This is a genomic window from Acinetobacter sp. NIPH 298 (assembly GCF_000369505.1).
Classification (GTDB): Bacteria; Pseudomonadota; Gammaproteobacteria; order Pseudomonadales; family Moraxellaceae; genus Acinetobacter.
Window position 1 is genome coordinate 192,604 of record NZ_KB850054.1, and the last position, 20,344, is coordinate 212,947.

At 42.1% G+C, this 20,344-nt stretch carries 17 protein-coding genes; 8 read left to right on the plus strand and 9 right to left on the minus strand.

Annotation, left to right across the window (positions count from 1 at the left end; genetic code table 11):
* Positions 1 to 78: 78 nt before the first annotated feature.
* The 3 genes from F903_RS03320 to F903_RS03330 form a co-directional block, all read right to left on the minus strand.
* On the minus strand, positions 79 to 624 hold the full coding sequence (locus tag F903_RS03320) for a glutathione peroxidase (protein WP_004668118.1): 546 nt from the start codon (positions 622 to 624) through the stop codon (positions 79 to 81).
* Between the two features lie 99 nt (positions 625 to 723).
* Positions 724 to 1,497 (minus strand): AraC family transcriptional regulator, encoded by a 774-nt coding sequence (locus F903_RS03325; RefSeq protein ID WP_005194601.1) that lies wholly within the window; start codon positions 1,495 to 1,497, stop codon positions 724 to 726.
* Positions 1,498 to 1,511: 14 nt separating this feature from the next.
* Positions 1,512 to 2,732, minus strand: a complete 1,221-nt coding sequence (locus F903_RS03330; protein WP_004668121.1) for an MFS transporter — start codon at positions 2,730 to 2,732, stop codon at positions 1,512 to 1,514.
* Between the two features lie 145 nt (positions 2,733 to 2,877).
* On the opposite strand from F903_RS03330, the gene F903_RS03335 reads away from it, so the two are divergent.
* The gene (locus tag F903_RS03335) at positions 2,878 to 3,522 is read left to right on the plus strand and encodes a TetR/AcrR family transcriptional regulator (RefSeq protein ID WP_005194602.1); all 645 of its coding nucleotides are present in this window, start codon (positions 2,878 to 2,880) and stop codon (positions 3,520 to 3,522) included.
* A gap of 101 nt (positions 3,523 to 3,623) precedes the next feature.
* Positions 3,624 to 4,544, plus strand: coding sequence for a DMT family transporter (locus tag F903_RS03340; protein WP_005194603.1), 921 nt, complete (start codon positions 3,624 to 3,626; stop codon positions 4,542 to 4,544).
* Between the two features lie 405 nt (positions 4,545 to 4,949).
* Here F903_RS03340 and F903_RS03345 read toward each other — a convergent pair whose 3' ends face one another.
* From F903_RS03345 to F903_RS03355, 3 genes are read right to left on the minus strand one after another with little or no spacing between them, the layout of a single operon-like run.
* Positions 4,950 to 5,519, minus strand: a complete 570-nt coding sequence (locus tag F903_RS03345; RefSeq protein ID WP_004668126.1) for an L-threonylcarbamoyladenylate synthase type 1 TsaC — start codon at positions 5,517 to 5,519, stop codon at positions 4,950 to 4,952.
* Between the two features lie 36 nt (positions 5,520 to 5,555).
* The gene (gene dprA, locus F903_RS03350; protein ID WP_005194604.1) at positions 5,556 to 6,686 is read right to left on the minus strand and encodes a DNA-processing protein DprA; all 1,131 of its coding nucleotides are present in this window, start codon (positions 6,684 to 6,686) and stop codon (positions 5,556 to 5,558) included.
* 24 nt (positions 6,687 to 6,710) lie between these two features.
* Entirely contained in the window at positions 6,711 to 7,862 is a 1,152-nt protein-coding gene (locus F903_RS03355) for a LysM peptidoglycan-binding domain-containing protein (protein ID WP_005194605.1), read from the minus strand.
* Between the two features lie 125 nt (positions 7,863 to 7,987).
* Between F903_RS03355 and def the strand changes: the two genes are divergently transcribed.
* From def to F903_RS03370, 3 genes are all read left to right on the plus strand, one after another.
* Entirely contained in the window at positions 7,988 to 8,518 is a 531-nt protein-coding gene (gene def, locus F903_RS03360; RefSeq protein ID WP_004668129.1) for a peptide deformylase, read from the plus strand.
* A 44-nt stretch (positions 8,519 to 8,562) separates the two neighbouring features.
* Positions 8,563 to 9,000, plus strand: a complete 438-nt coding sequence (locus F903_RS03365; RefSeq protein ID WP_034594816.1) for a DUF2946 family protein — start codon at positions 8,563 to 8,565, stop codon at positions 8,998 to 9,000.
* Between the two features lie 103 nt (positions 9,001 to 9,103).
* Entirely contained in the window at positions 9,104 to 11,200 is a 2,097-nt protein-coding gene (locus F903_RS03370; protein ID WP_005194607.1) for a TonB-dependent copper receptor, read from the plus strand.
* Between the two features lie 54 nt (positions 11,201 to 11,254).
* Here the strand turns inward: F903_RS03370 and F903_RS03375 are convergent, their stop codons facing one another.
* Both F903_RS03375 and F903_RS03380 read right to left on the minus strand, forming a co-directional pair.
* On the minus strand, positions 11,255 to 12,016 hold the full coding sequence (locus F903_RS03375) for a hypothetical protein (RefSeq protein ID WP_004668132.1): 762 nt from the start codon (positions 12,014 to 12,016) through the stop codon (positions 11,255 to 11,257).
* A gap of 419 nt (positions 12,017 to 12,435) precedes the next feature.
* Positions 12,436 to 15,927 (minus strand): hybrid sensor histidine kinase/response regulator, encoded by a 3,492-nt coding sequence (locus F903_RS03380; protein ID WP_005194609.1) that lies wholly within the window; start codon positions 15,925 to 15,927, stop codon positions 12,436 to 12,438.
* 185 nt (positions 15,928 to 16,112) lie between these two features.
* Here F903_RS03380 and F903_RS03385 point away from each other — a divergent pair, with 185 nt between their 5' ends.
* Positions 16,113 to 16,445 (plus strand): DUF485 domain-containing protein, encoded by a 333-nt coding sequence (locus F903_RS03385; protein WP_004668136.1) that lies wholly within the window; start codon positions 16,113 to 16,115, stop codon positions 16,443 to 16,445.
* 1 nt (position 16,446) lies between these two features.
* The gene (locus F903_RS03390) at positions 16,447 to 18,162 is read left to right on the plus strand and encodes a cation acetate symporter (protein WP_034594862.1); all 1,716 of its coding nucleotides are present in this window, start codon (positions 16,447 to 16,449) and stop codon (positions 18,160 to 18,162) included.
* A gap of 52 nt (positions 18,163 to 18,214) precedes the next feature.
* Here the strand turns inward: F903_RS03390 and F903_RS03395 are convergent, their stop codons facing one another.
* Entirely contained in the window at positions 18,215 to 19,423 is a 1,209-nt protein-coding gene (locus tag F903_RS03395) for an oxygenase MpaB family protein (RefSeq protein ID WP_005194613.1), read from the minus strand.
* Positions 19,424 to 19,508: 85 nt separating this feature from the next.
* On the opposite strand from F903_RS03395, the gene F903_RS03400 reads away from it, so the two are divergent.
* On the plus strand, positions 19,509 to 20,105 hold the full coding sequence (locus tag F903_RS03400; protein WP_005194614.1) for a TetR/AcrR family transcriptional regulator: 597 nt from the start codon (positions 19,509 to 19,511) through the stop codon (positions 20,103 to 20,105).
* Positions 20,106 to 20,344: the final 239 nt, after the last annotated feature.

Genomic DNA, 20,344 nt, shown 5'->3' on the forward strand with positions numbered 1-20,344 from the left:
ATAAAATAACAAGGGGAGCGTTTTGCTTGTGGAAAAGAGAAGGAACGCAACATGATCCTTCCCTTTGGTTTTTTTAATTTACTTTGCCAATTCAGCTTCAATTGCAGTCACGATACGCTCATCATCTGCGGTAATATCTGGCGCAAAACGAGCCACGATCTCACCATTTTTATTGACTAAGAATTTTTCAAAATTCCATAACACTTCAGGTGGATTATTTGGTGTTAGACCATAATCAACCAGATCTTTCCACCAAGGGCCTTCGCCAGTACGTTCAGGTATCGCTTGGGTTAAGGTCTGGTACAAAGGATGTTTATCATCGCCAGCGACTGAGATCTTGGCAAATAATGGGAAATGCACATCATAGTTGAGTGAGCAGAATTGTTGGATTTCATCATTTGAACCGGGTTCTTGTTCTAAGAAATTATTGGCAGGGAAGCCTAAAATTTCTAAACCTTGCTCTTTTTTTGCTTGATAGAGTTTTTCTAGCCCTTCATATTGTGGTGTTAAACCACACTTTGAAGCAACGTTAACAATCAGTAGAACTTTGCCTTGATACTGATCGAGATCAACGTCTTGACCTTTGATATCCTGAACAGGGATGTGATAAACCGATTGGCTCATGGAGTATGTCCTAATTTGTTGTTGTGAAATCACTTGTTTGTTTTAACTGCTAATCTTTTAGAGTGCAATGCTATTGATATGAATACATACAAATAATATTTATATCGTCGCATTTTTAAGTTGAATCGGCGTTTGCCCCGTATAGCGTTTAAAAAATTCGATAAAGCTCGAACTATGGTGATAACCCAATGCAAAGGCCAGTTGTTTAATGGTCATGCCTTGGCGGATTTGGTGAATGGCGAAAATGATTTTCGCTCGATTACGCCATTCGGATAATGAGAGTTGTAACTCTTGTTGACTCAAGCGTAGTACATGACGCTCGCTGACAGAAAAGTTGTGTAAAATTTGCTGTAGGCTGATGTTGAATAAATCAGGATCAGATAATTTTTCTAAAATCGGTGCCAAAATCGGGTGGCTACTTTGTGGCAAATAGTGCGAATGGGCTGGGGCTTGTTTGAGTTGATCAAATAAAACTTGCAGTAAATGTTCAAGGTATTCAGGCTGCGCCGCTTGTTTTTGTTGTTCTAAAATCTGCACGATCAAAGCACGAAAAAAAGGTTGGATACTAAAGCAACGACAGCTATTGCCTAAAAACTGCCCGAATTTAGGGTGTATCCGAATACAAATATAATGAATTTCGTGTTCAACAGGCAAAGATTGGTGTTCGGTACGCGGCGGTAGCCAAAGCCCATAACTGGGTGGTGATAAATAGTACTTTCCTTCAATGTCAAATTCTAAAGTACCGTTTAAACTAAAATTAAAGTCACCCCAAAGTGAAGTATGAGGACTGACAACATCGTCTTTTTGATAAAGAAATTCATGTACTTCGATACCATTCAGAAAGGGAAGTTGTGCAGCGACATCATGCTTCATTGGGGGCGCTCATGTTAATTTTCGCAGGTGAGTTTAGGATTATTTAAACCGCGTGCGAGGGTAAAGATCAATACCAGAGAACAGAGTACCAGCGGGAGCATGGCAAAAAACAAGATCGTGCCGTCAAAATGATCGACAATGATTCCGCCAAACATACTGCCTAAAGCAATCAAAATTAAGAAGGTCAATGTCACCATTGGCATACCTTTTTCCACCGCTTCAGGTGCATGTGTAAACATCCAGATATTTACCGCCGTTGGGATGATGCCATAGGCAAAGCCCCACAACGCCGTCAGTACGATCGCGACCATGATATGTGTGCCAAACATAGGGAGACTTAAAAATGCCAAAAAGAAGGCAACGCCACTGACTGCAAAAGTATAGCGAATATTGATTTGTCCGAGATAACCCGCAAAGATATTGCCAAAAATCCCTGCAATTCCATATACCAGAAGTAAACGGCTAATTAGACCGTCAGAAAAGTCAATCTGGTGCTTAAAAAAGGCAGAAAAATAACTATAAACGGCAAAGTGTGCAAAACCCATAAAGATAAAAATAATCAGTCCTTTACGAGCAGCGGGATGTTGTACGAGGATTGGGAGTTCTTTCCAACGTAGCGAAGAGGATGGTTTTAATTGAGGTAGGTACAAGTATTGGAAGATAAAAAGCAAAATTCCCATTAATGAAATGACTGTAAAAGATGTACGCCATCCATTATATTGTGCGAGCCACGTACCCATTGGCACACCCAGTACGCTCGCCAGCGTGACACCGAACGCGACCCATGCGGTTGCTTTGGCAATAGGTAAATGTGGTGGGGCAAGACGACCACTCAAAGCAACTGCGGTTGCCCAAAAGCCACCAATTGCAATCCCTAAAATAATTCGTCCGAGCAGTAAAAGCGTGAAATTTGGTGCAAATGCCGTGATGAAATTCGCGAGAATCATCAATAAGGTTAACATTAGTAACAGCGGCCGCCGATCTAGTGTTTTGGCAGATACAGGAATGAGTACTGCTGCAAACATCCCGACAACCGCAGTTAAAGAAACGGTGAGACCTGCTGTGCCCACAGAAATCTGAAAATCACGCGCGATTTCATTCAGTACGCCAACCGCAAGAAACTCACCTGTGACCAAGGCAAAAGCACTGAGGGTCACGGATAGAAGTGCAAACCAATTGCCTTGTGTTTGGCTTGACTGAATGGGGGGTATTTCGCTAGAAAGGGAGTTTTCCATAAAAATTCCTTTATTGTTAGCAAGATAACAATAAAATTTGAAAAAGAATAATGTTTTATAACGATCGTTAAAAAATAAAATAGTTGATAAAAGCCATTCAGTCAATTATTTTATAATGATCGCTATAAAAATATTTGTGACCCTTATGACTCATCCAGATATGTCTCTGCCGTCACCTTGTGATGACACGCTAAAAAAGAAGCGTGGACGCCCAAAGTGTTTTGATGAGCGGCAGGCTTTAGAAACGGCGATGTTGTTATTTTGGGAACATGGCTACGAAGCAACTTCGATTAGCGATTTAACTCAGGCTTTAACGATTACAGCTCCGAGCCTCTATAGTAGTTTTGGCGATAAAACAGGGCTATTCTATAAATGCATTGATTACTATCTCGCCCATGAAGCTTGTCCAATTGAAGCAATTTTTTTAGAAGCCAAAACCGCAAAGGTGGCTTTTGAACTTTTTCTTTATGACAATGTACAACGTCTAGCGCAACCCGATAAACCTTCGGGTTGTATGTTGGTGGTTGCAACCATGAATTGTTCTGATAATACCCAAGCGATACAACACAATATTCTTGAAAAGCGGTTGAAAACTAAACAAAAAATGTTGCAACGTTTACAGCAAGGCGTTTCTGATGGTGATTTGAAAGCAATAGCCCCATTAGCAGAAATGGCTGATTTCTACGCAACTGTTTTGCAAGGTTTAACCATACAAGCAAGAGATGGGGCAACCGTCGCACAGTTGCACAAAGTGGTTGAACACGCGATGCGTGCTTGGGAGCTATTCTAAAGGATGTCGTAACTGCGATATAAATGTCTGAAATACGATATTTCAATTAATTTGGACATCTTTCACAATACTCACATTGCTGAAATATTGTGAGAAAGGTCATGGGGCAGTTAACAAAATATCAAAAATGGGCATTTGTGCTGCCATTGATAGCGGTCTTAATTTGGTCACTGAATATTGTGGTGACCCGTTATGTGGCTGACCTGATTTCACCTGTCAGTATTAGTTTTTATCGTTGGTTTGTGGCTTTTCTTATTTTGACGCCATTTATGTTGCCGAAGGTTTGGCAGCAACGCACTTTAATTCGTCCATTGATCGGTAAGTTAGCCATATTGAGTGCATTTGGTATGGTGTTATACCAAGGCTTGTCTTATGCCGCCGCACATTATACCACTGCCACCAATATGGGGATTGTGAATGCTTTTGTCCCTGTATTTACCATATTTATTTCGTATCTGATTTTGAAAGATCGACCGAATCGTTTTGCGATCTTCGGTAGTCTGTTGTCATTTGCAGGTTTGATTTATGTCATGAGCCAAGGGCATATTTCCAGTTTATTTGCCCAAGGCGGGCACTGGGGCGATGCGGTGATGGTCGTTGCCGTTGGTTTCTATGCCTTCTATGGTGTATTCCTAAAAAAATGGCAATTGCAATTGCCCTTAATGACCAGTTTATATGTACAAATTACATTTGCGTTGTTGTACCACCTGCCATTTTTACTGTGGTTTGGGCTAGACCGTATCAATGCTGACAATGCCGCAAGTGTATTGTATGCAGGCATGTTCCCATCATTGATTGCGCCATTATTATGGATGCTTGCTGTGCAATCGATCGGTCCAAACCGAACCAGTATTTTTATGAATTTGATGCCAGTATTTACTGCCATTATTGCCAGTTTCTGGTTGGCAGAAAGCTGGACGATTTATCATACTGTTGGAGGAGCGATGATTCTTGCAGGTATTGTGATGGCACAGAAAAAAACCGTGAAATTATCATCCCAAGTGTTAAAGCCGACGATTTAAGATGTATTTAAAATGCGTGTTTGTTTAAAAAATAGACAAACGCGCAAAATAATAGATATGAAGACAATTCTTTCTATTTGATATTAAACGTATATTTTGAAGAAATGCTAAATTTGTGATCAAAAAAAAGCTGAATAAAAATAGAAATATAATTTTATTGAAAATATAGAAGTGACAAAATTGGTACGCTTTTCACCTTTTATGCACGGCAAATAATATATTTGTATAAATGAGATGATTGATCCATAATAAGCGCAGAAGCAAATTGATACATTTTAGTGTTTAGATTGCTTGCCGAATTTGCGAACCCTCTGGATGTGATTATACACATCCTTTTTATGCTCAGTTATCCCTATATAACTGAGCTTTTTTTTGTCTGCATTTTGGCTCATTTTATCCGTTGTTTTATGCCCGAATCACTTCGCCTGTGAGCGCATTTAAAATTCGACTCGGTTCTTGGCTTTGTCCCAAAGCACCGTCGAGATAATGCAATGCAGAACCAAAATAGCCTTGCGCCTGTTCTAAACGATGTGCAGGGGTTAAACCTGCGGGATTGGCACTGGTTGAGACAATAAAGCCACCAAAAGCATTGCATAGTTCGACACACAATGGATGGGTGGTGACACGCACAGCAACTAAAGGGTGTTGCCCTTGAATCCATGTTGGAATCTGTTGATCAGCAGGCAGTAACCAGGTGGTTGCGCGCTCAACTGGTGTGCGGTTAGACCAACTGTTGATCACTTGCTGACGTATTTTGGGAGTCAAACTTTGTAATAAATGTTCGACTTGTGCGACTTTCCCCGCCAGTAAAATTACGCCTTTTTCGATTGGGCGATGTTTGAGTTCAAGAATCTGTTGAAAAGCTTGCTCATTGAATGGATCACAGCCCAATCCCCAAACAGCTTCTGTCGGATATGCCAGTACTTGACCTTGTTTGAGGAGCTGAGCGGCTTCAGAGATTGAGGACGTTATCATGTGAGGTGTGCAGAGTATCAATAAGAGAAGCTTAGTTTAAAGCATTGGGCGACAACGTAAATAGCGTCCAGCTTGTTGTGTGCATAAACCTAATAACTCAAGTTCCATCAATTGTGCTGTTAATTCTGAAATTGCAGCTTGGTTGGCTTGAGCAAGTTGATCTAAGTCTTGTCCGACCCAGTCTAAGCGTTGATAGAGTCCGATCAAATGAGAGGGGAGATTCGGTGTGCTGGTATTCGGTTTTTCAGCGTGTTGCTGTTGTGCTTGCCATTGGGTGGGCAAAGCCAAATCTTCAATCACTTGCTCAGGATGATCGACCAAAATCGCGCCTTCACGAATCAGTTGGTGGCAGCCTTGATGGTGCTCACTATAAATATGTCCGGGAATCGCAAAGACCATCTTGCCTTGATGAGCCGCCTCGTTTGCGGTGATCAGAGAACCACTTTTTAATGCAGCTTCTACCACGACCACACCGAGACTTAAACCACTGACGATACGGTTACGCCGTGGAAAGTGTTGTTGTAAAGGCATTGTGGTGGGTAGAAATTCGGTCACAATCGCACCTGACTGAATAATCTGTTGCGCCAGTTGTTTGTTTTGCGCTGGATAAACGGTATCTAAACCTGTGCCGACGACGGCAATGGTGCGCTGATGGGTGAGACCCCCTTGATGCGCGGCTTGGTCGATGCCATGTGCTAAGCCACTGCTAATATAAAAACCTTTTTCACTTAAATAATAGGCGAAATCATAAGCGACTTGTCGCCCATGTGGACTGGGCTTTCGGCTGCCAACCATGGCAATTTGTGGTTGTAATAGCGCGTGCGCTTGACCTTGTCCAAATAAAATTGGTGGATGATCAGCATAAGGTAAAAGTTGGGTGGGATAGCCGATATCGTCAGGGGTTAGAATAAAATCGCTATGTTGACAAATCAGTTGAACCAGTTGTTCAAACTGTTGTCGCCCTTGAGTTGTTTGGAATGTTTCTACGCGTTTTAAGTGATTGGCATGTAAGCCGAGTTGTTGCCATTCCGAAAAGCGATCTGCTTGGGTCGCTTGTTCACAATCCCCAAAATAGTGGATGACTTTTTTGAAACTAGAAAGCGAATGTTGAACCAAATACCACAACAACACAGTGTGGTAGTGATGAGGTGATAGTTGATTCAACATTTCAGATCAGTGCTCAGTCATCAACTAGTCTTCAAGACGAGGCGGTTTGATGTTTGAACCGACTTTAATTGGTAAATCGCTTTCAAGTACATAGGCATAACTAAGACGATCAAAGCTCTTAAAGATCATGACATTACCCACATATTGTCCAGGTAATTTGACCGTTTCTTTGGTTTTAGGATCTTTGACGGTTTCGCCGTCTTGATAAGCATGAAACACTTGTCCGATTTCAATGCCATCATTTGTACCACGGTCAACGGTGACGACACCATTTTTAGCAGCAGTCCCAATTGAACCCATGACACGAATGATTTTACCGCCATCTTTGACTTGATTTGCATCTGTTGGATAGAACAAGGTCGGTAACATTGCATCTTGCTCTGCCATCACACGATCGCCACGACGCACTTCACCATTGTAGCTATCGGTTAATTCAACTGTGGTGATGTCATTTTCATTGCGAATGGCAACACCTGAAGCCACTTGAGTCAGCTCGATGCCGAGGTTCTGCTTTTTACCGTGCTCATCAACAATGATGTAGGGTTCGCCTTCGCGGAATACGCCATAGCGCTGACCATTTTCTAGCCCTTTACCACGGACATAGACACTTTGACCTTTACCTGCAAGGACGCGTTTGTCAGCTGTACCCAAAATGTATGGGGTATGAGCAATGGTGTCTACTGGAAGAATCGAGGTGCGTTCTAACCATTGTTGAATATGCGCCAGTGGAATCACGGGAACACTATTATTTAGAGCTTCAACACGAACCTGTGGACGTAAGGTTGAGGTATTGCCACTGTGGCGACGAATAATCCCAGCACAGCCATCGCCCTCATCTTTGCCAATTAAAGGTTTGCCGTTCAATGTGCACAATAACAGACGATCACCTGGATAAATCCAGTGTGGGTTTTTCACGTGTTTATTGCTTGCCCAAATTTCTGGCCAGCGCCAAGGTTTGCTTAAAAACTTGCCTGAGATATCCCAAAGCGTGTCACCTTTTTTCACCACATAAACATGGGGTGCACCTGCTTTGACAGCAGGAGGGCTAACGTTTGGACTTGCAGCATGTGCGATATTGACGCTCATCCCCAATCCCGCGCAAATTGCCACGGCAATCAGTTGTTTTTTTAACCCCAAGGCATGAAATGAGTGTATGCCGTTTAAAACCTTTTTCATTATCATAATTCCTAAAAATTATGTGTGTAGTTGCGCTATAATAACGACATTACCCACATTTTTTTTTGATCAAGCATTCCCTTCAGTCGGTTTTCTGATCAACGGCATAAGTTGAGGATGTCAGTATGGCCTTATTACCTATTCTAAGTTTTCCTGATCCCCGCCTTCGCACCATTGCCAAGCCAGTCGAAGAAGTCACTGATGATATTCGTCAGCTTGCAGCAGATATGCTTGAAACCATGTACGAGGCACCGGGTATAGGTTTAGCGGCATCTCAGGTTGATCATCATATTCAGCTTATTGTTATGGACATCTCTGAAGAGAAAAACCAACCGATGGTGTTCATTAACCCCAAAGTCACTCCGCTGACTGTAGATACTCAGCCTTATGAAGAAGGCTGTCTCTCCGTGCCTCAAATATACGACAAAGTTGAGCGTCCGTCACGCGTAAAAATCGAAGCAATTAACCTTGAAGGTCAAGCATTTGAGTTAGAAGCTGACGAACTTCTCGCTGTTTGCATCCAACATGAAATGGATCACTTAAATGGCAAACTTTTTGTGGATTATTTATCGCCATTAAAACGCCAACGTGCCCGTGAAAAAGTGGAAAAATTAGTTCGCCAGCGTGAAAAAGAGAAAGTAGCAGTTAAACGTTAAGTCAAAATAGAGTTCCCCTCTTTAGTAAAGAGGGGGTAGGGGAGATTTTTACTTTGTTTCGTTGTGGTTTCCTGTTTGCATTCGCCGCGGTCTGTTTACAGATCGCGGTATTTTTGCAGCCATTACTTCCGAAGCAATATCAAATCGCACCTGTGTGTGAAACCATTACCCAAGCTTTGCTATTACCTAAAATACAAGTCCTATCAAGCCAAGCCGTACATTCTTCGCATCATCACCCACATCAGCTTGAACATACTCAAGTTTCGATGCCGCAACATGATCATCATGATCCGAATCATCAATGTCAGTATTGTACCGTCTATGCCAATTTGATCCTGCCGCCTGAGCTTGGGATTAAAGAGGTTTTGGTTCGGATTCAGATCCGTTTAGTGGCCTATCAACACGCCTTTAGGCATGTTTATTTTGCGCTACAACAACTGTTTTTATTGCCCCAAGGGCGAGCCCCGCCACACTTTACATAAATCATTGCTTTTTAAATAGGGTGAATCCAATTCGCCCCTACGAGAGTTTGTAAATTCGATTTTGCAAGCTCAAGCCGTGTTTATGTTTTAAGGGAAAGCTCTTATGGCTCAGCCTAAATTTTTATTACAACCGCTCATGGTTGCGATGCTTGCTGTCTCAAATACCGCGATGGTGTGGGCAAGTACGGAAACTCAATCAACGCAACAATCTGCTCAAGTTGTTCTTGCACCGATCGTCATCACTGCACAACAACCCAATCAGAGCAATGGATTGGTCATTCAAGCCGATCCTAAACAACCCATTCAGCCTGTACCTGCAACCGATGGTGCAGATTATTTACAAAGCATTATGGGGTTCAGTGCCATTAAAAATGGGGGTAGCAATGGCGATGTTACCTTTCGTGGTATGTTTGGTTCGCGTATTAAAATGTTGGTGGATGGCAGTGAAAACTTAGGTGCTTGTCCATCACGTATGGATGCACCGACCTCTTATATTCAACCTGAAAGTTTTGACCAAATTACGGTGATTAAAGGACCGCAAACGGTTCAATATGCAACGCCTGGCTCTGCGGCAACCGTGATTTTTGAACGTCAGCCTGAAAACCTAAGCAAAGATCAACCCTATCGTGGTCAAGCCAGTGTATTGCTCGGTTCTTACGGACGTTTAGATCATAATGTTGAAACTGCAATTGGTGATGAAACGAAATATGCACGTTTGAATGTCAATCGTTCTGTGTCAAATGATTATCAAGATGGTGACGGGAAAAATGTTCACTCTAATTGGGAGCGTTGGGGGGCAGATCTTGCCCTAGGTTGGAAACCGACTGACGATGCTTGGTTAGAACTTCGTGCAGGTAAAGGCGATGGTGAAGCTGCCTATGCAGGTCGTGGTATGGATGGCGCGCAATTTAAACGTGAAAGTTTGAGCTTACATGCCGAGCAGAAAAATCTGAACAACGTGATTAAAAAAGTCCAAGCACAAGTGGACTATAGCTATAACGATCACATCATGGATAATTTTAGTTTACGTACTCCGCCGATGACCAATATGAATATGCACGGCATGCAGATGATGGTACCGAATAAAATGTCGATGCGTGTTAATCGCCGTACGTTAAATACCCGTTTGGCGGTCACGACAGATTGGGATAAATTCAGCGTGGTTTCAGGGCTGGATAGCCAGCATAATAAGCACGGTGGTGACATGGTGATGTATGCCATGCCTAAAATGAGTTCCCCTTATGCTGAAGATCTAAAGTTCCAGTCTTATGGTGCGTTTAGTGAGTGGACCTATAATATTGATCCTGACCAAAAGTTAGTTGCAGGTGCGCGTGTTGATCAAGTCAAAATTGATCAACTTCAAAATGGTAAAAACCGTAAAGATACCGTGCCAAGTGGATTCATCCGTCTTGAAAAAGCGTTTCCTGAACATGGTGTGAAAAGCTATGCAGGCGTGGGCTATGTTGAACGAACTCCTGATTTTTGGGAGTTGTATAGTACTTCAACAGATCGTGGGGTGGGGGCAACGGATATGATGGGTGTCACCACCTATCGTATGATTGATAATTTAGACAATCTGAAAAATGAACGTACAGCCCAATTCGATATTGGTTTTCAGGCTGAACATGGCGCATGGAATACATGGGCTTCTGCTTATGCAGGTTTAATTAAAGACTTTATTTTGCTTGAATATCATACGCCTGATAAGCGAAAACCTTTAGCGCGGAATGTTGATGCAACCATTGCAGGTGCTGAAGCAGGTGTGGGTTATCAGTTTAATGATCAGATCCAAGCAGATGTATCAACGATGTATGCTTGGGGTAAAAACACCTCGGATGATCGTGCTTTACCGCAAATTGCACCTTTAGAAGGACGTATTAACCTTCGTTATGTCGAGGAGAAATATAGTTTAGGGCTATTATGGCGTGTGGTCGCCAAGCAAAATCGTATTAGCCTAAATGAAGGCAATGTGGTTGGCTATGACATGAATCCAAGTAAAGCGTTCGATACTTTGGCTTTGAATGGGACATATAAGTTAACAGATACTGTTGATGTATCAGTTGGTGTCGATAATGTCTTGGATAAGACCTACACCGAACATCTCAATAAAGCGGGTGCGTCCATGTTTGGATATGGCACCAGTGAACAGTTTAATAATATTGGACGGAATTACTGGATGCGCATGAGCATGAAGTTCTAAGCAACAAAAAACAAGGTGGACTGCCCACCTTGTTTTTATTCTAAAATAGGAAATCTAAGCCAAACAATCTTGTTTTGGCATTAAACTATCGCAATACAGTGGGTTTAATGCACATTGTAAATCATCAATCTGCTCTTGAGTGACATAGCCTTCGGCTTTGAGATATTCTGCAACACGGTCATCACGTAGACTCAAAAAGGCAGCATCATATACGCCTAAATCAACAAATAATGCGGCGGTTTCTAGACTATTAAAGTGATCTAAAAAGACGTCATTTTCATACATTAAAAAAATATGTTCAATTTCAGCATCACTCTCAATTTTTAAGCGCTGCGCTAAATTTTCAGGGCGTGTTTTGATAAAAAGCAAATCTGAAAGTTCATCAAATTGAGTTCGATCGAGCTGATTTTCACCTGCTTTTACATGACCCAACCACGCTTTAAAGACCAGTACCGCACCACCGCGTAACAACATGCTCCACATTTGATGGCGAGTATCTTGATCTAGATGAGATGACTCAGTTTCGAGTGCTTTTAAGAAAATTTCTTCTTGTTGGGCTAATTTTTCAAATAAACCTAAACCCTGTGGCTGATAAGCAGCAGGTGCGAATACATCAAAATGCAGCTCATCGAAAACATTTAAAGCTAAAGGAACTGCAGCTTGATAGAGTGTATTCAATGCGCGTAAATGGGTATCATTTAATTTGTTTTGAGCAAAGATGGTTTGCCAATTGAGTTGTGGTAAGAGCGCATTGGCGCTGTATTGACGATAAAACTGTTGCGAGCGATGTTCAGAGCTAAGCTGGGGGCTATTCATGATCAATATCCTTTCTGGCGGTATTATTGTGAGAAATCCTAAAGACGTGCAAATAGGTTTCTATTGATTCGCATAAATTTATGCTTTATTCAGAAAGCAAGTAGAATACGACTAAAGTCTTATATGGCAATTTTTGATATAAAATGCTAATAAAAACAATATCTTATAAAATTGTAAGTAAGTGTACAATCGTTCACTAATGTAAGTGGAAATTTTTGCCATAGTCAAAAACTATTTGAGCACTTCGGTCAATTTTTTAGCAACCAAAGTGCAGATTTTTGATGGTTTTTGCCTATGTTTCAAAATATTATGCTATTTATTCGACTTCTTTCATAAATCCCCTTGCGGAACTTCAATCGTTCCTCATTCTCCCGATGGTGAAATACAAGGAGGGTATAAATAATGATGTAAGCAGTCTATTACATCGGCAAGATTTTTAAACCTGATAACCAAGCGCGTAAACCTGCGGGTTTGAGTGGCTTTTTGAGCAGTACAATATTCTGTTTTTTCAGTCGTTGTGGCAATTCAGGATCTGAATCCGCCGTGATCAGTGCCACCGGAACATGTGCAGGCCGATGTTGTTCAATAAAATCTAAACCACGTTGATCGTGATTTAGATGCTGATCAATCAACCAGACTTGAATATCATGCTGTGTGATGAGTTGTAGTGCTTCTTCAGGTTCGGTTGCGGTGAAAACTTGATAGCCCCACTTACTGAGTAAAGTTCGCATCCCATCTAAAATAGTTTCATCATTGTCAAGACAAAGAACTTTATAAGCTGTGTGTTGTAGTGCTGTGGTTGGTACGACAGGTGTATGTATCTTTGTGGCTGCAGTCAACGGCACTTCAATCATAAAGCAGGAGCCTTTGCCCAACTCGGAATGTACATGGACGGGGAAATCTAAGAGATGGGTCATGCGTTGTACGATCGCCAGCCCCAGCCCAAGACCTTGCTCTCCCCAAGGTGATGTGTGCCCGCAACGTTCAAATTCTTGGAACAGTTTAACTCGTTGTTGCTCGTTTATGCCCGGCCCAGTATCCCAAACCCCGATCCGGATATGATTGGGTCGTTGTGCGGAGCGTAATACGCCTACGACTACACGCCCCTGAGCGGTATAGCGGAGCGCATTGCTGACAAAATTTTGAATAATTCGCCGCATCCATTGTGGGTCAGTATCGACCCAAAACTTGGTGTCATGGACTTTGAGCTGAATGTTTCTTTGAGCAGCAATGGATTTGAATTGCAGTTCAAGATCATTGAGTAAATCATGCAAGGCATAGGCTTGTCGTTTAGGTTGAATGGTTCCACCTTCCAAACGTGCAATATCTAATAGCGCGGACAACATACTTTCTGCACCATATAGTGCACGATCAAGCTGTTGTAAGGTTTGTTGATCTTCAGTCGAGTGTATGCTTTGTTCCAGTGCAGTACTAAACAATCGTGCAGCGTGCATTGGTTGCAATAAATCATGGCTGGCTGCAGCAAGAAAGCGGCTTTTGGATTGATTGGCTTTATCGGCTTGTTCCAATGCCAACTGTTGTTCAGTGAGCGCATCTGCCAGTTGTTGTGTGCGATCGTGGACACGTTCTTCTAACACAGCTTCATTGGTACGGAATGCGGTGATGTCTGCAAAAGTTGTGACAAAACCGCCGCCTTTAATCGGGTTGCCGCGCATTTGGATGACCAAGCCATCTTTACGAATACGTTCAAACTCATGCGCGCTACCGACTTTCATCCAGTGAATCCGTTTGCGGACATGTTCTTCTACTGAACCCGGTCCACATTCACCACGTTCAGCGTTATAGCGAATTAGATCTGCAATTGGACAGCCGACATAAACTAGATCTTTAGGATAATCAAATAGTTTTAGATATTGATTGTTCCATGCCACCAAACACATATTCTTATCAACCACACTCACACCTTGGGTCATGTGATCAATCATGGTCATCAGTAAGTTTTGGTTAAAACGTTGCCACTGTGACGCTTGGTCTAAAATATTGGCAACTTGCCCCAAAGCTAAACCATTGTTGATCATGGCAGTCGTCAGTAAGGTACGTGCAGAAGCTGCTCCAATAATCCCTGCAAGATATTGCTCAGTGAAGCGCCACCACATGCCATTGGCAACATGATTCTCATTTAAAAGTACATGATTTTGTTCAGAGAATTGTTGAAAGGCTTGGGTCGTTGGTCTTTCGCCTGTGATCCGCTTCGCCAAAGCCAATAAGTCACCGACTTTTAGGCGGGCTGCATTTTGATGTAAATCCGTCAGATCAGCCGCAGATTGCGCTGAGGGAAGTGGTTTGCTTTCATAATAAAAAAAGCTTTCTGCCTGAATCTGTTCTGCAACACTGGGACGATAAAGACGCGAGATCCAAATATATAAGACAAGGTTGAGACCCAAAGACCAAAGCACACCATGCGTTAGTGGCGCAAAAGATTCAAAGCCGAGCAGTGCTTCTGGGCGTAAGCCATGAATATCAAATGGCCCGAATAACAAAATGTGTTGTGCAAAGTTTTGATAATGTTCAGGTAAGCTGCGCAGCAAAGTCGGAAAAAGCAGCGTGTAGCTCCACATTACAAAACCGACAATCAGACCGACATAAACCCCTTGTCGGCTTGCCCCACGCCAATATAGTCCGCCAATGAGGGCGGGTGCGAACTGTGCAACGGCACTAAATGCCAGCAGCCCGAAGACCGAAAGCTGATTGATATCATTAAAGAAATTAAAGAATAAGAAACCCAATAACATCACGCTCAGGATGCTAATCCGCCGTGTCAGCTTAAGGACTTTAGGCAACTGTCTATCATGGCGAGAAATAATCTTGAAGCGCCATAACGCAGGCATGATCAAGTCGTTGCTGAGCATGATCGAAAGTGCCACTGATGAAACCAATAGCATGCCAGTTGAAGCAGAAAAACCACCCAAAAATGCCAATAATGCTAACCAATCTTGTTGGTAGCTGAGTGGCAGTGCTAAAACGGCAATATCAGAAGAGCCAAGTGATTCAGGAAGTGCATGTAGTGCCCAACTGGCGATTGGAATGATGGCGATTATGGTGAGAATTAAATAAGCCGCAAACCAATGCCTTGCGCCACGAATATGTTTCTCATCGCGGAGTTCAACCACAGCGACATGAAATTGGCGAGGTAAACAGATCATCGCCAGTGCAGCGAGTAAGGTTTGCACCCAAAAGGTTTCGGGTACACCGAGTTGTTGTAAATTATAAAAATGCTCCGAGACATCATTGCTGACTTGTTTAATATTCTCAGGCGATTGTAATAAGAAAAATCCTGCTACACAGAGTAATGCAAACAGTTTTACGAAGGACTCAAATGCGACTGCCAGCATCAGACCACCGTGTTGTTCGGTGTTGGCAATATGTCGTGTGCCAAAAATCATCGCCAAAATTGCAAGTACCGCAGTTAACATCAGAACGCTATTGGTGGTGGTATGTATATTGGCGTTTTGATCAAGAATCACCGCAGCACTGAGTGCAATCGCATGTAGCTGGAGTGCCAGATAGGGCACAATTGCAATCACAGCCAAAATGGTTACAAGGGCGGCCAAGCTGCCACTTTTGCCATAACGCGCAGCAATAAAATCGGCAATCGATGAAATCGAGTGGTATTGGCGAATACGACCTAAACGCTTCCAAATATCATAACCAAACCAAAGAAATAGCAATGGCCCGAGATAAATAGGTAAGAACAACACACCTTCACGAACCGCTGCGCCAGTTGCCCCATAAAATGTCCAAGATGAGCAATATACACCTAGGGTTAAGCTGAACAGCAACATTCGACCACGCGTACTGAGTCGACTGGCATGTTTTTCTCCAAAAAATGCACAGCCAAATAACAGCGCGATATAAAGCGCGAGTATGCCAAGAATAAGCCAGCTATTCATATTGCTCACGTGATCAATTCCATTTTTTATCATACCCGAAGCGTGGGCATAGTGAAGCGTACAGATCTGCTTGTAACGACCAAAGTCTAAGTTACGGCATCATCATAAACTTGCTAAGTTGGATAGTGAAGAATCCCATAGAGAAAAAGGGGTCCATGGTTGGACACAAAAATAAGGAGTTGATTATGGATGATTCACAAGTAGAGCAGATTCTACAAAATCCAAAGTTTAAAGAAATGGTGAGAAGGAAAAGTATTTTAAGTTGGACGCTAACAGCAATCATGTTGTTTATCTACGTTGGCTTTATGCTTTTGGTTGGCTACAACAAAGAATTTCTAGCAAGCTCATTTAGTGGTGGTGTCACGACTTGGGGCATTCCTCTCGGTTTGAGCATTATCGTATTGTCGTTTTTATTATGTGGTGTGTATTCGTACATTGCCAATAATAAGCTTGACCAACTCAATGAAGAGGCACTCAAGGAAGTTGAGGCGATTGCACATGAAAAAGGGAAGCACTGAGATGAAAGGGACATCATTTAAAGCGACACTCTTGGCACTGACCAGCATGTGTTGTTCAAGTATTGCATTGGCTGGGCCTGATCTCGGTGCAGCAGAGCAACAAGCGACCAACTGGCATGCGATCATCATGTTCATGATCTTTGTGGGTTTAACTCTATTGATCACCAAATGGGCCGCTAAAAAAACTCAATCTACGCAAGATTTCTATACCGCAGGTGGGGGCATTAGTGGCTTCCAAAATGGCTTAGCGATTGCAGGCGACTATATGTCTGCTGCATCATTCTTGGGTATTTCTGCGCTCGTCTTTATGTCAGGCTTTGATGGTCTGTTGTACTCGCTCGGTTTTATGGTTGGTTGGCCGATTGTTTTATTCTTGGTGGCTGAGCGTTTACGTAACTTAGGTAAATATAATCTATCTGATGTGGTTTCATTCCGCTTGGAAGAGAAGCCAGTCCGTACTTTGGCAGCCATTAGCTCATTGGTGGTGGTGGCTTTCTATCTGATTGCGCAAATGGTGGGTGCAGGTCAGTTGATCAAACTGTTATTTGGTTTGAACTATAATCTTGCGGTGGTGATCGTTGGTCTATTGATGATGGCCTATGTCATGTTTGGTGGAATGTTGGCCACCACATGGGTACAAATCATTAAGGCAGTGATGTTACTCAGCGGTGCAACCTTCATGGCCTTTATGGTGATGAAAGCAGTTGGTTTTAGCTTTACCAATATGTTTAATCAGGCGATTGATGTTTATAGTCAAGCACACCATTTAAGTTGGGATGAAGCACTTAGAATTATGGGACCAGGTACACTCACAGCAAATCCAATTGATGCAGTTTCACTTGGTTTAGCGTTGATGTTTGGTACCGCAGGTTTACCACATATTCTAATGCGTTTCTTCACCGTGAAAGATGCAAAAGAAGCACGTAAATCAGTTGTGGTTGCGACGGGCTTTATTGGCTACTTCTATTTGTTAACTTTTATCATTGGTTTCGGTGCGATCTTATTCGTTGCGAACAATCCGCAATTCCTTGATCTTGCAAAAATGGCAGTGACAGGCAAGTTAGAACTGATGGGTGGTAACAACATGGCTGCGGTGCATCTGAGTGATGCCGTTGGTGGCGATTTGTTCATGGGCTTCATTTCGGCGGTGGCCTTTGCAACGATCCTTGCAGTGGTTGCAGGCTTGACCCTTTCAGGTGCATCGGCAATCTCACATGACTTGTATGCAAACGTGTTTAAAAAAGGTAAAACCACACCTGCATCTGAGTTGCGTATGTCAAAAATGGCAACTTTAGGTTTAGCTATTTTTGCGATGATCTTGGGTATTTTGTTCGAAAAGCAAAACGTAGCATTTATGGTTGGATTGGCATTCTCTGTCGCATGTTGTGCAAACTTCCCAATTCTTGTGTTATCAATGTTCTGGAAAGGCTTAACGACTCGTGGTGCAGTGATAGGCTGTTTGGTTGGTTTAGTCGGTGCTGTAAGTTTGATTATTCTTTCTAAAGCGGTTTGGGTGGATACGTTGGGTATTGCTGAAACAGCGCCAAATCCATTTAATGGCCCAGCATTATTTGCAATGCCATTATCTTTCTTCTGCTGTTGGTTCTTCTCTGTAACGGATAAGTCAGCACGTGCAGAAAAAGAGCGCAAAGCATTTGATGCGCAGTATGTGCGTTCAATGACGGGTGTCGGTGCTACAGGTGCTTCAGATCACTAAACACATTTGATCCTTTAAAAAAGCCCTCAAACTAAATTGAGGGCTTTTTTATTTATTGATGCATGCTCGCGAGCTGTTTTGATTGGCTCTGATACAAAGACAATCCTGATTTTTGCATGTGTCGACCGTTACGCTCCAACAAAACATTCAATTGAGGAATGAATCTTGCGCCTGTATAAAGTGTCAGATTGCGCAACAGCAGATAATAAGCAAACCAAGATGCGAATCGAGGGGCAAGTCCCAATTTTTTCATTTTTTTACGTCCAATAAAGAACTGGGTCATTTCTAAATGTTGTCGATATGCTAGCTTTTGTTGGAATGTACCTAGATAGCGATATTGACGTTCAAAAGGTTCTTTAGAAAGACTCGAGCCAAGCGAAATACTACTGGCATCGGATTGTGGGTGCGCGAATTGCATCCAATAGATCAGTTTCCAACCGTCTGATTCTTTATCTACTAGCCATTTTTCATCAATCCCCATCAACCAACCTGCATATTTCCAAAAATGCAGAAAACTGTCTACTTCTTGCTGATTTGGGAAAATTCCGAGTGCACGAATGCCAATCAAAACCACACCACTAAACGCAATATTGGTCATCGCTTGATCGTACTGGTTAATCGGTACACCCCACGTTTCAGCGTCCCATTTTTCTGACTTTTGCAGTTGATGACGAACCAGTGAATGAATGAAACGGACATAGATCGTTGAGGTGAAGCCTTTGCTGAAACGCGCAAAACCATCTTGTTCGGTAATATCGATCCACCATTTGGTGGTTTCAGCCAAACGTGTACCTGCTTGCTTATTTAATGCACCTGTCAGTACCAAAGGTTGATTAAATCCAGGATACATATAACCCGTCATCAAGGATAAATCTCTTAAAATAAAACCATTATTGGCACCTAAGCGATAGGTGAATTTGAGTGCGGCATCTATTTTACTCGGTTCATACCAAGTAGGGGGCTGTTGTACCAAATCAAAAAAGGTCGTCAGTTCAGGAATCTCATGTGGCAGTTGATCTAAACCTTGATATAGCGCCGTTTCAAAATACTTCCGATGTTGTCGAGGATTGAGCATCACCCAACGCATCACTTGATCCATCGGTTCATCACCACTTTGCAATGCGATGTTGAGGGCGAGATATTCTTCGTAACTGGGTTGGACTTTTTGATCAGTCATATAACTTAAGATTTTAGTTTTGATATTTGACTGAATCATTTGCTTAAAGGACGCTAAGCGTTTTGGTCTAATCATACTTTGCATTGCATAATGCCTCTGATTGTTATTTAATCAAAGCATAATATGAATAAATATTCGCATTCAATTCGCATTTAAATTGAGACGAAGTATGAGGAAGCGACCACAGCAACAACGTGCCAAAATGATTGTGGAAAGTATTTTGGAAGGAACGCAAAAATGCATTTCAGAATATGGTGTGTTGCATGTCACCACGCCCAAAATTTCTGAAAAATCAGGCGTTAGTGTTGGGTCGATTTATCAGTATTTTGAGAATAAAGAACAGATTATTGCTGAATTGTTATTACGCAAAAGCGAAGACTTAGGACAAGCTTTAAAACAGTTGGTGTGCTTACAACAGCAAGCGTCTATTCAAGACATCATCACATTAAGTATTGCGTTTGGCTTTGAATCTTTGAAATCAGATCAAGGTTTTTTTATTGAAATTTTAAAAAATTGGCATGCTTATAGTGATTCAGAAGCATCACAAATTTTGGAAAGACATTTTTTAGAAATCGGGATGTATTTATTTGGGCGTTATTATCCGCATTGGGATTTTGAAACTTTGAAGCATAAATCTTTTGTGATTATTAACAGTACTTTATTTACCATGATGCGCTATGTCAGTAAGAATACTTTTTTGATCGAAGAGCAACGATTGCAACAAGAACTTGGAAAAATGATTATTGCTTTTTTAGATACAGTTTAAGTCGAACACGGTCATGCTTTATTTGCTGCAATGTGTAGTGTATTGGTGAGCAAAGTGGTTGATGATTAGCTGTTTAGTACATTCTTTGTTACCCTAAAAATAACCGAAAGAAAGGTTTTTATTGGAAAGTTGTCAGTTTTGTGTGAGCAAGATTGGTACTTCCATTTGATAAACTCTGATGAGTTTTTTTACATATTAGACGTTTTTTATTATTCAATTTCCGTCTTCTAGTGTGCCTA

Excerpts from the sequence above, each read along its gene's own strand:
- F903_RS03320 (WP_004668118.1), bottom strand. The coding sequence starts at position 624 with ATGAGCCAATCGGTTTATCACATCCCTGTTCAGGATATCAAAGGTCAA.
- F903_RS03325 (WP_005194601.1), bottom strand. The coding sequence starts at position 1,497 with ATGAAGCATGATGTCGCTGCACAACTTCCCTTTCTGAATGGTATCGAA.
- F903_RS03330 (WP_004668121.1), bottom strand. The coding sequence starts at position 2,732 with ATGGAAAACTCCCTTTCTAGCGAAATACCCCCCATTCAGTCAAGCCAA.
- F903_RS03335 (WP_005194602.1), top strand. The coding sequence starts at position 2,878 with ATGACTCATCCAGATATGTCTCTGCCGTCACCTTGTGATGACACGCTA.
- F903_RS03340 (WP_005194603.1), top strand. The coding sequence starts at position 3,624 with ATGGGGCAGTTAACAAAATATCAAAAATGGGCATTTGTGCTGCCATTG.
- F903_RS03345 (WP_004668126.1), bottom strand. The coding sequence starts at position 5,519 with ATGATAACGTCCTCAATCTCTGAAGCCGCTCAGCTCCTCAAACAAGGT.
- dprA (WP_005194604.1), bottom strand. The coding sequence starts at position 6,686 with ATGTTGAATCAACTATCACCTCATCACTACCACACTGTGTTGTTGTGG.
- F903_RS03355 (WP_005194605.1), bottom strand. The coding sequence starts at position 7,862 with ATGAAAAAGGTTTTAAACGGCATACACTCATTTCATGCCTTGGGGTTA.
- def (WP_004668129.1), top strand. The coding sequence starts at position 7,988 with ATGGCCTTATTACCTATTCTAAGTTTTCCTGATCCCCGCCTTCGCACC.
- F903_RS03370 (WP_005194607.1), top strand. The coding sequence starts at position 9,104 with ATGGCTCAGCCTAAATTTTTATTACAACCGCTCATGGTTGCGATGCTT.
- F903_RS03375 (WP_004668132.1), bottom strand. The coding sequence starts at position 12,016 with ATGAATAGCCCCCAGCTTAGCTCTGAACATCGCTCGCAACAGTTTTAT.
- F903_RS03380 (WP_005194609.1), bottom strand. The coding sequence starts at position 15,927 with ATGAATAGCTGGCTTATTCTTGGCATACTCGCGCTTTATATCGCGCTG.
- F903_RS03385 (WP_004668136.1), top strand. The coding sequence starts at position 16,113 with ATGGATGATTCACAAGTAGAGCAGATTCTACAAAATCCAAAGTTTAAA.
- F903_RS03390 (WP_034594862.1), top strand. The coding sequence starts at position 16,447 with ATGAAAGGGACATCATTTAAAGCGACACTCTTGGCACTGACCAGCATG.
- F903_RS03395 (WP_005194613.1), bottom strand. The coding sequence starts at position 19,423 with ATGCAAAGTATGATTAGACCAAAACGCTTAGCGTCCTTTAAGCAAATG.
- F903_RS03400 (WP_005194614.1), top strand. The coding sequence starts at position 19,509 with ATGAGGAAGCGACCACAGCAACAACGTGCCAAAATGATTGTGGAAAGT.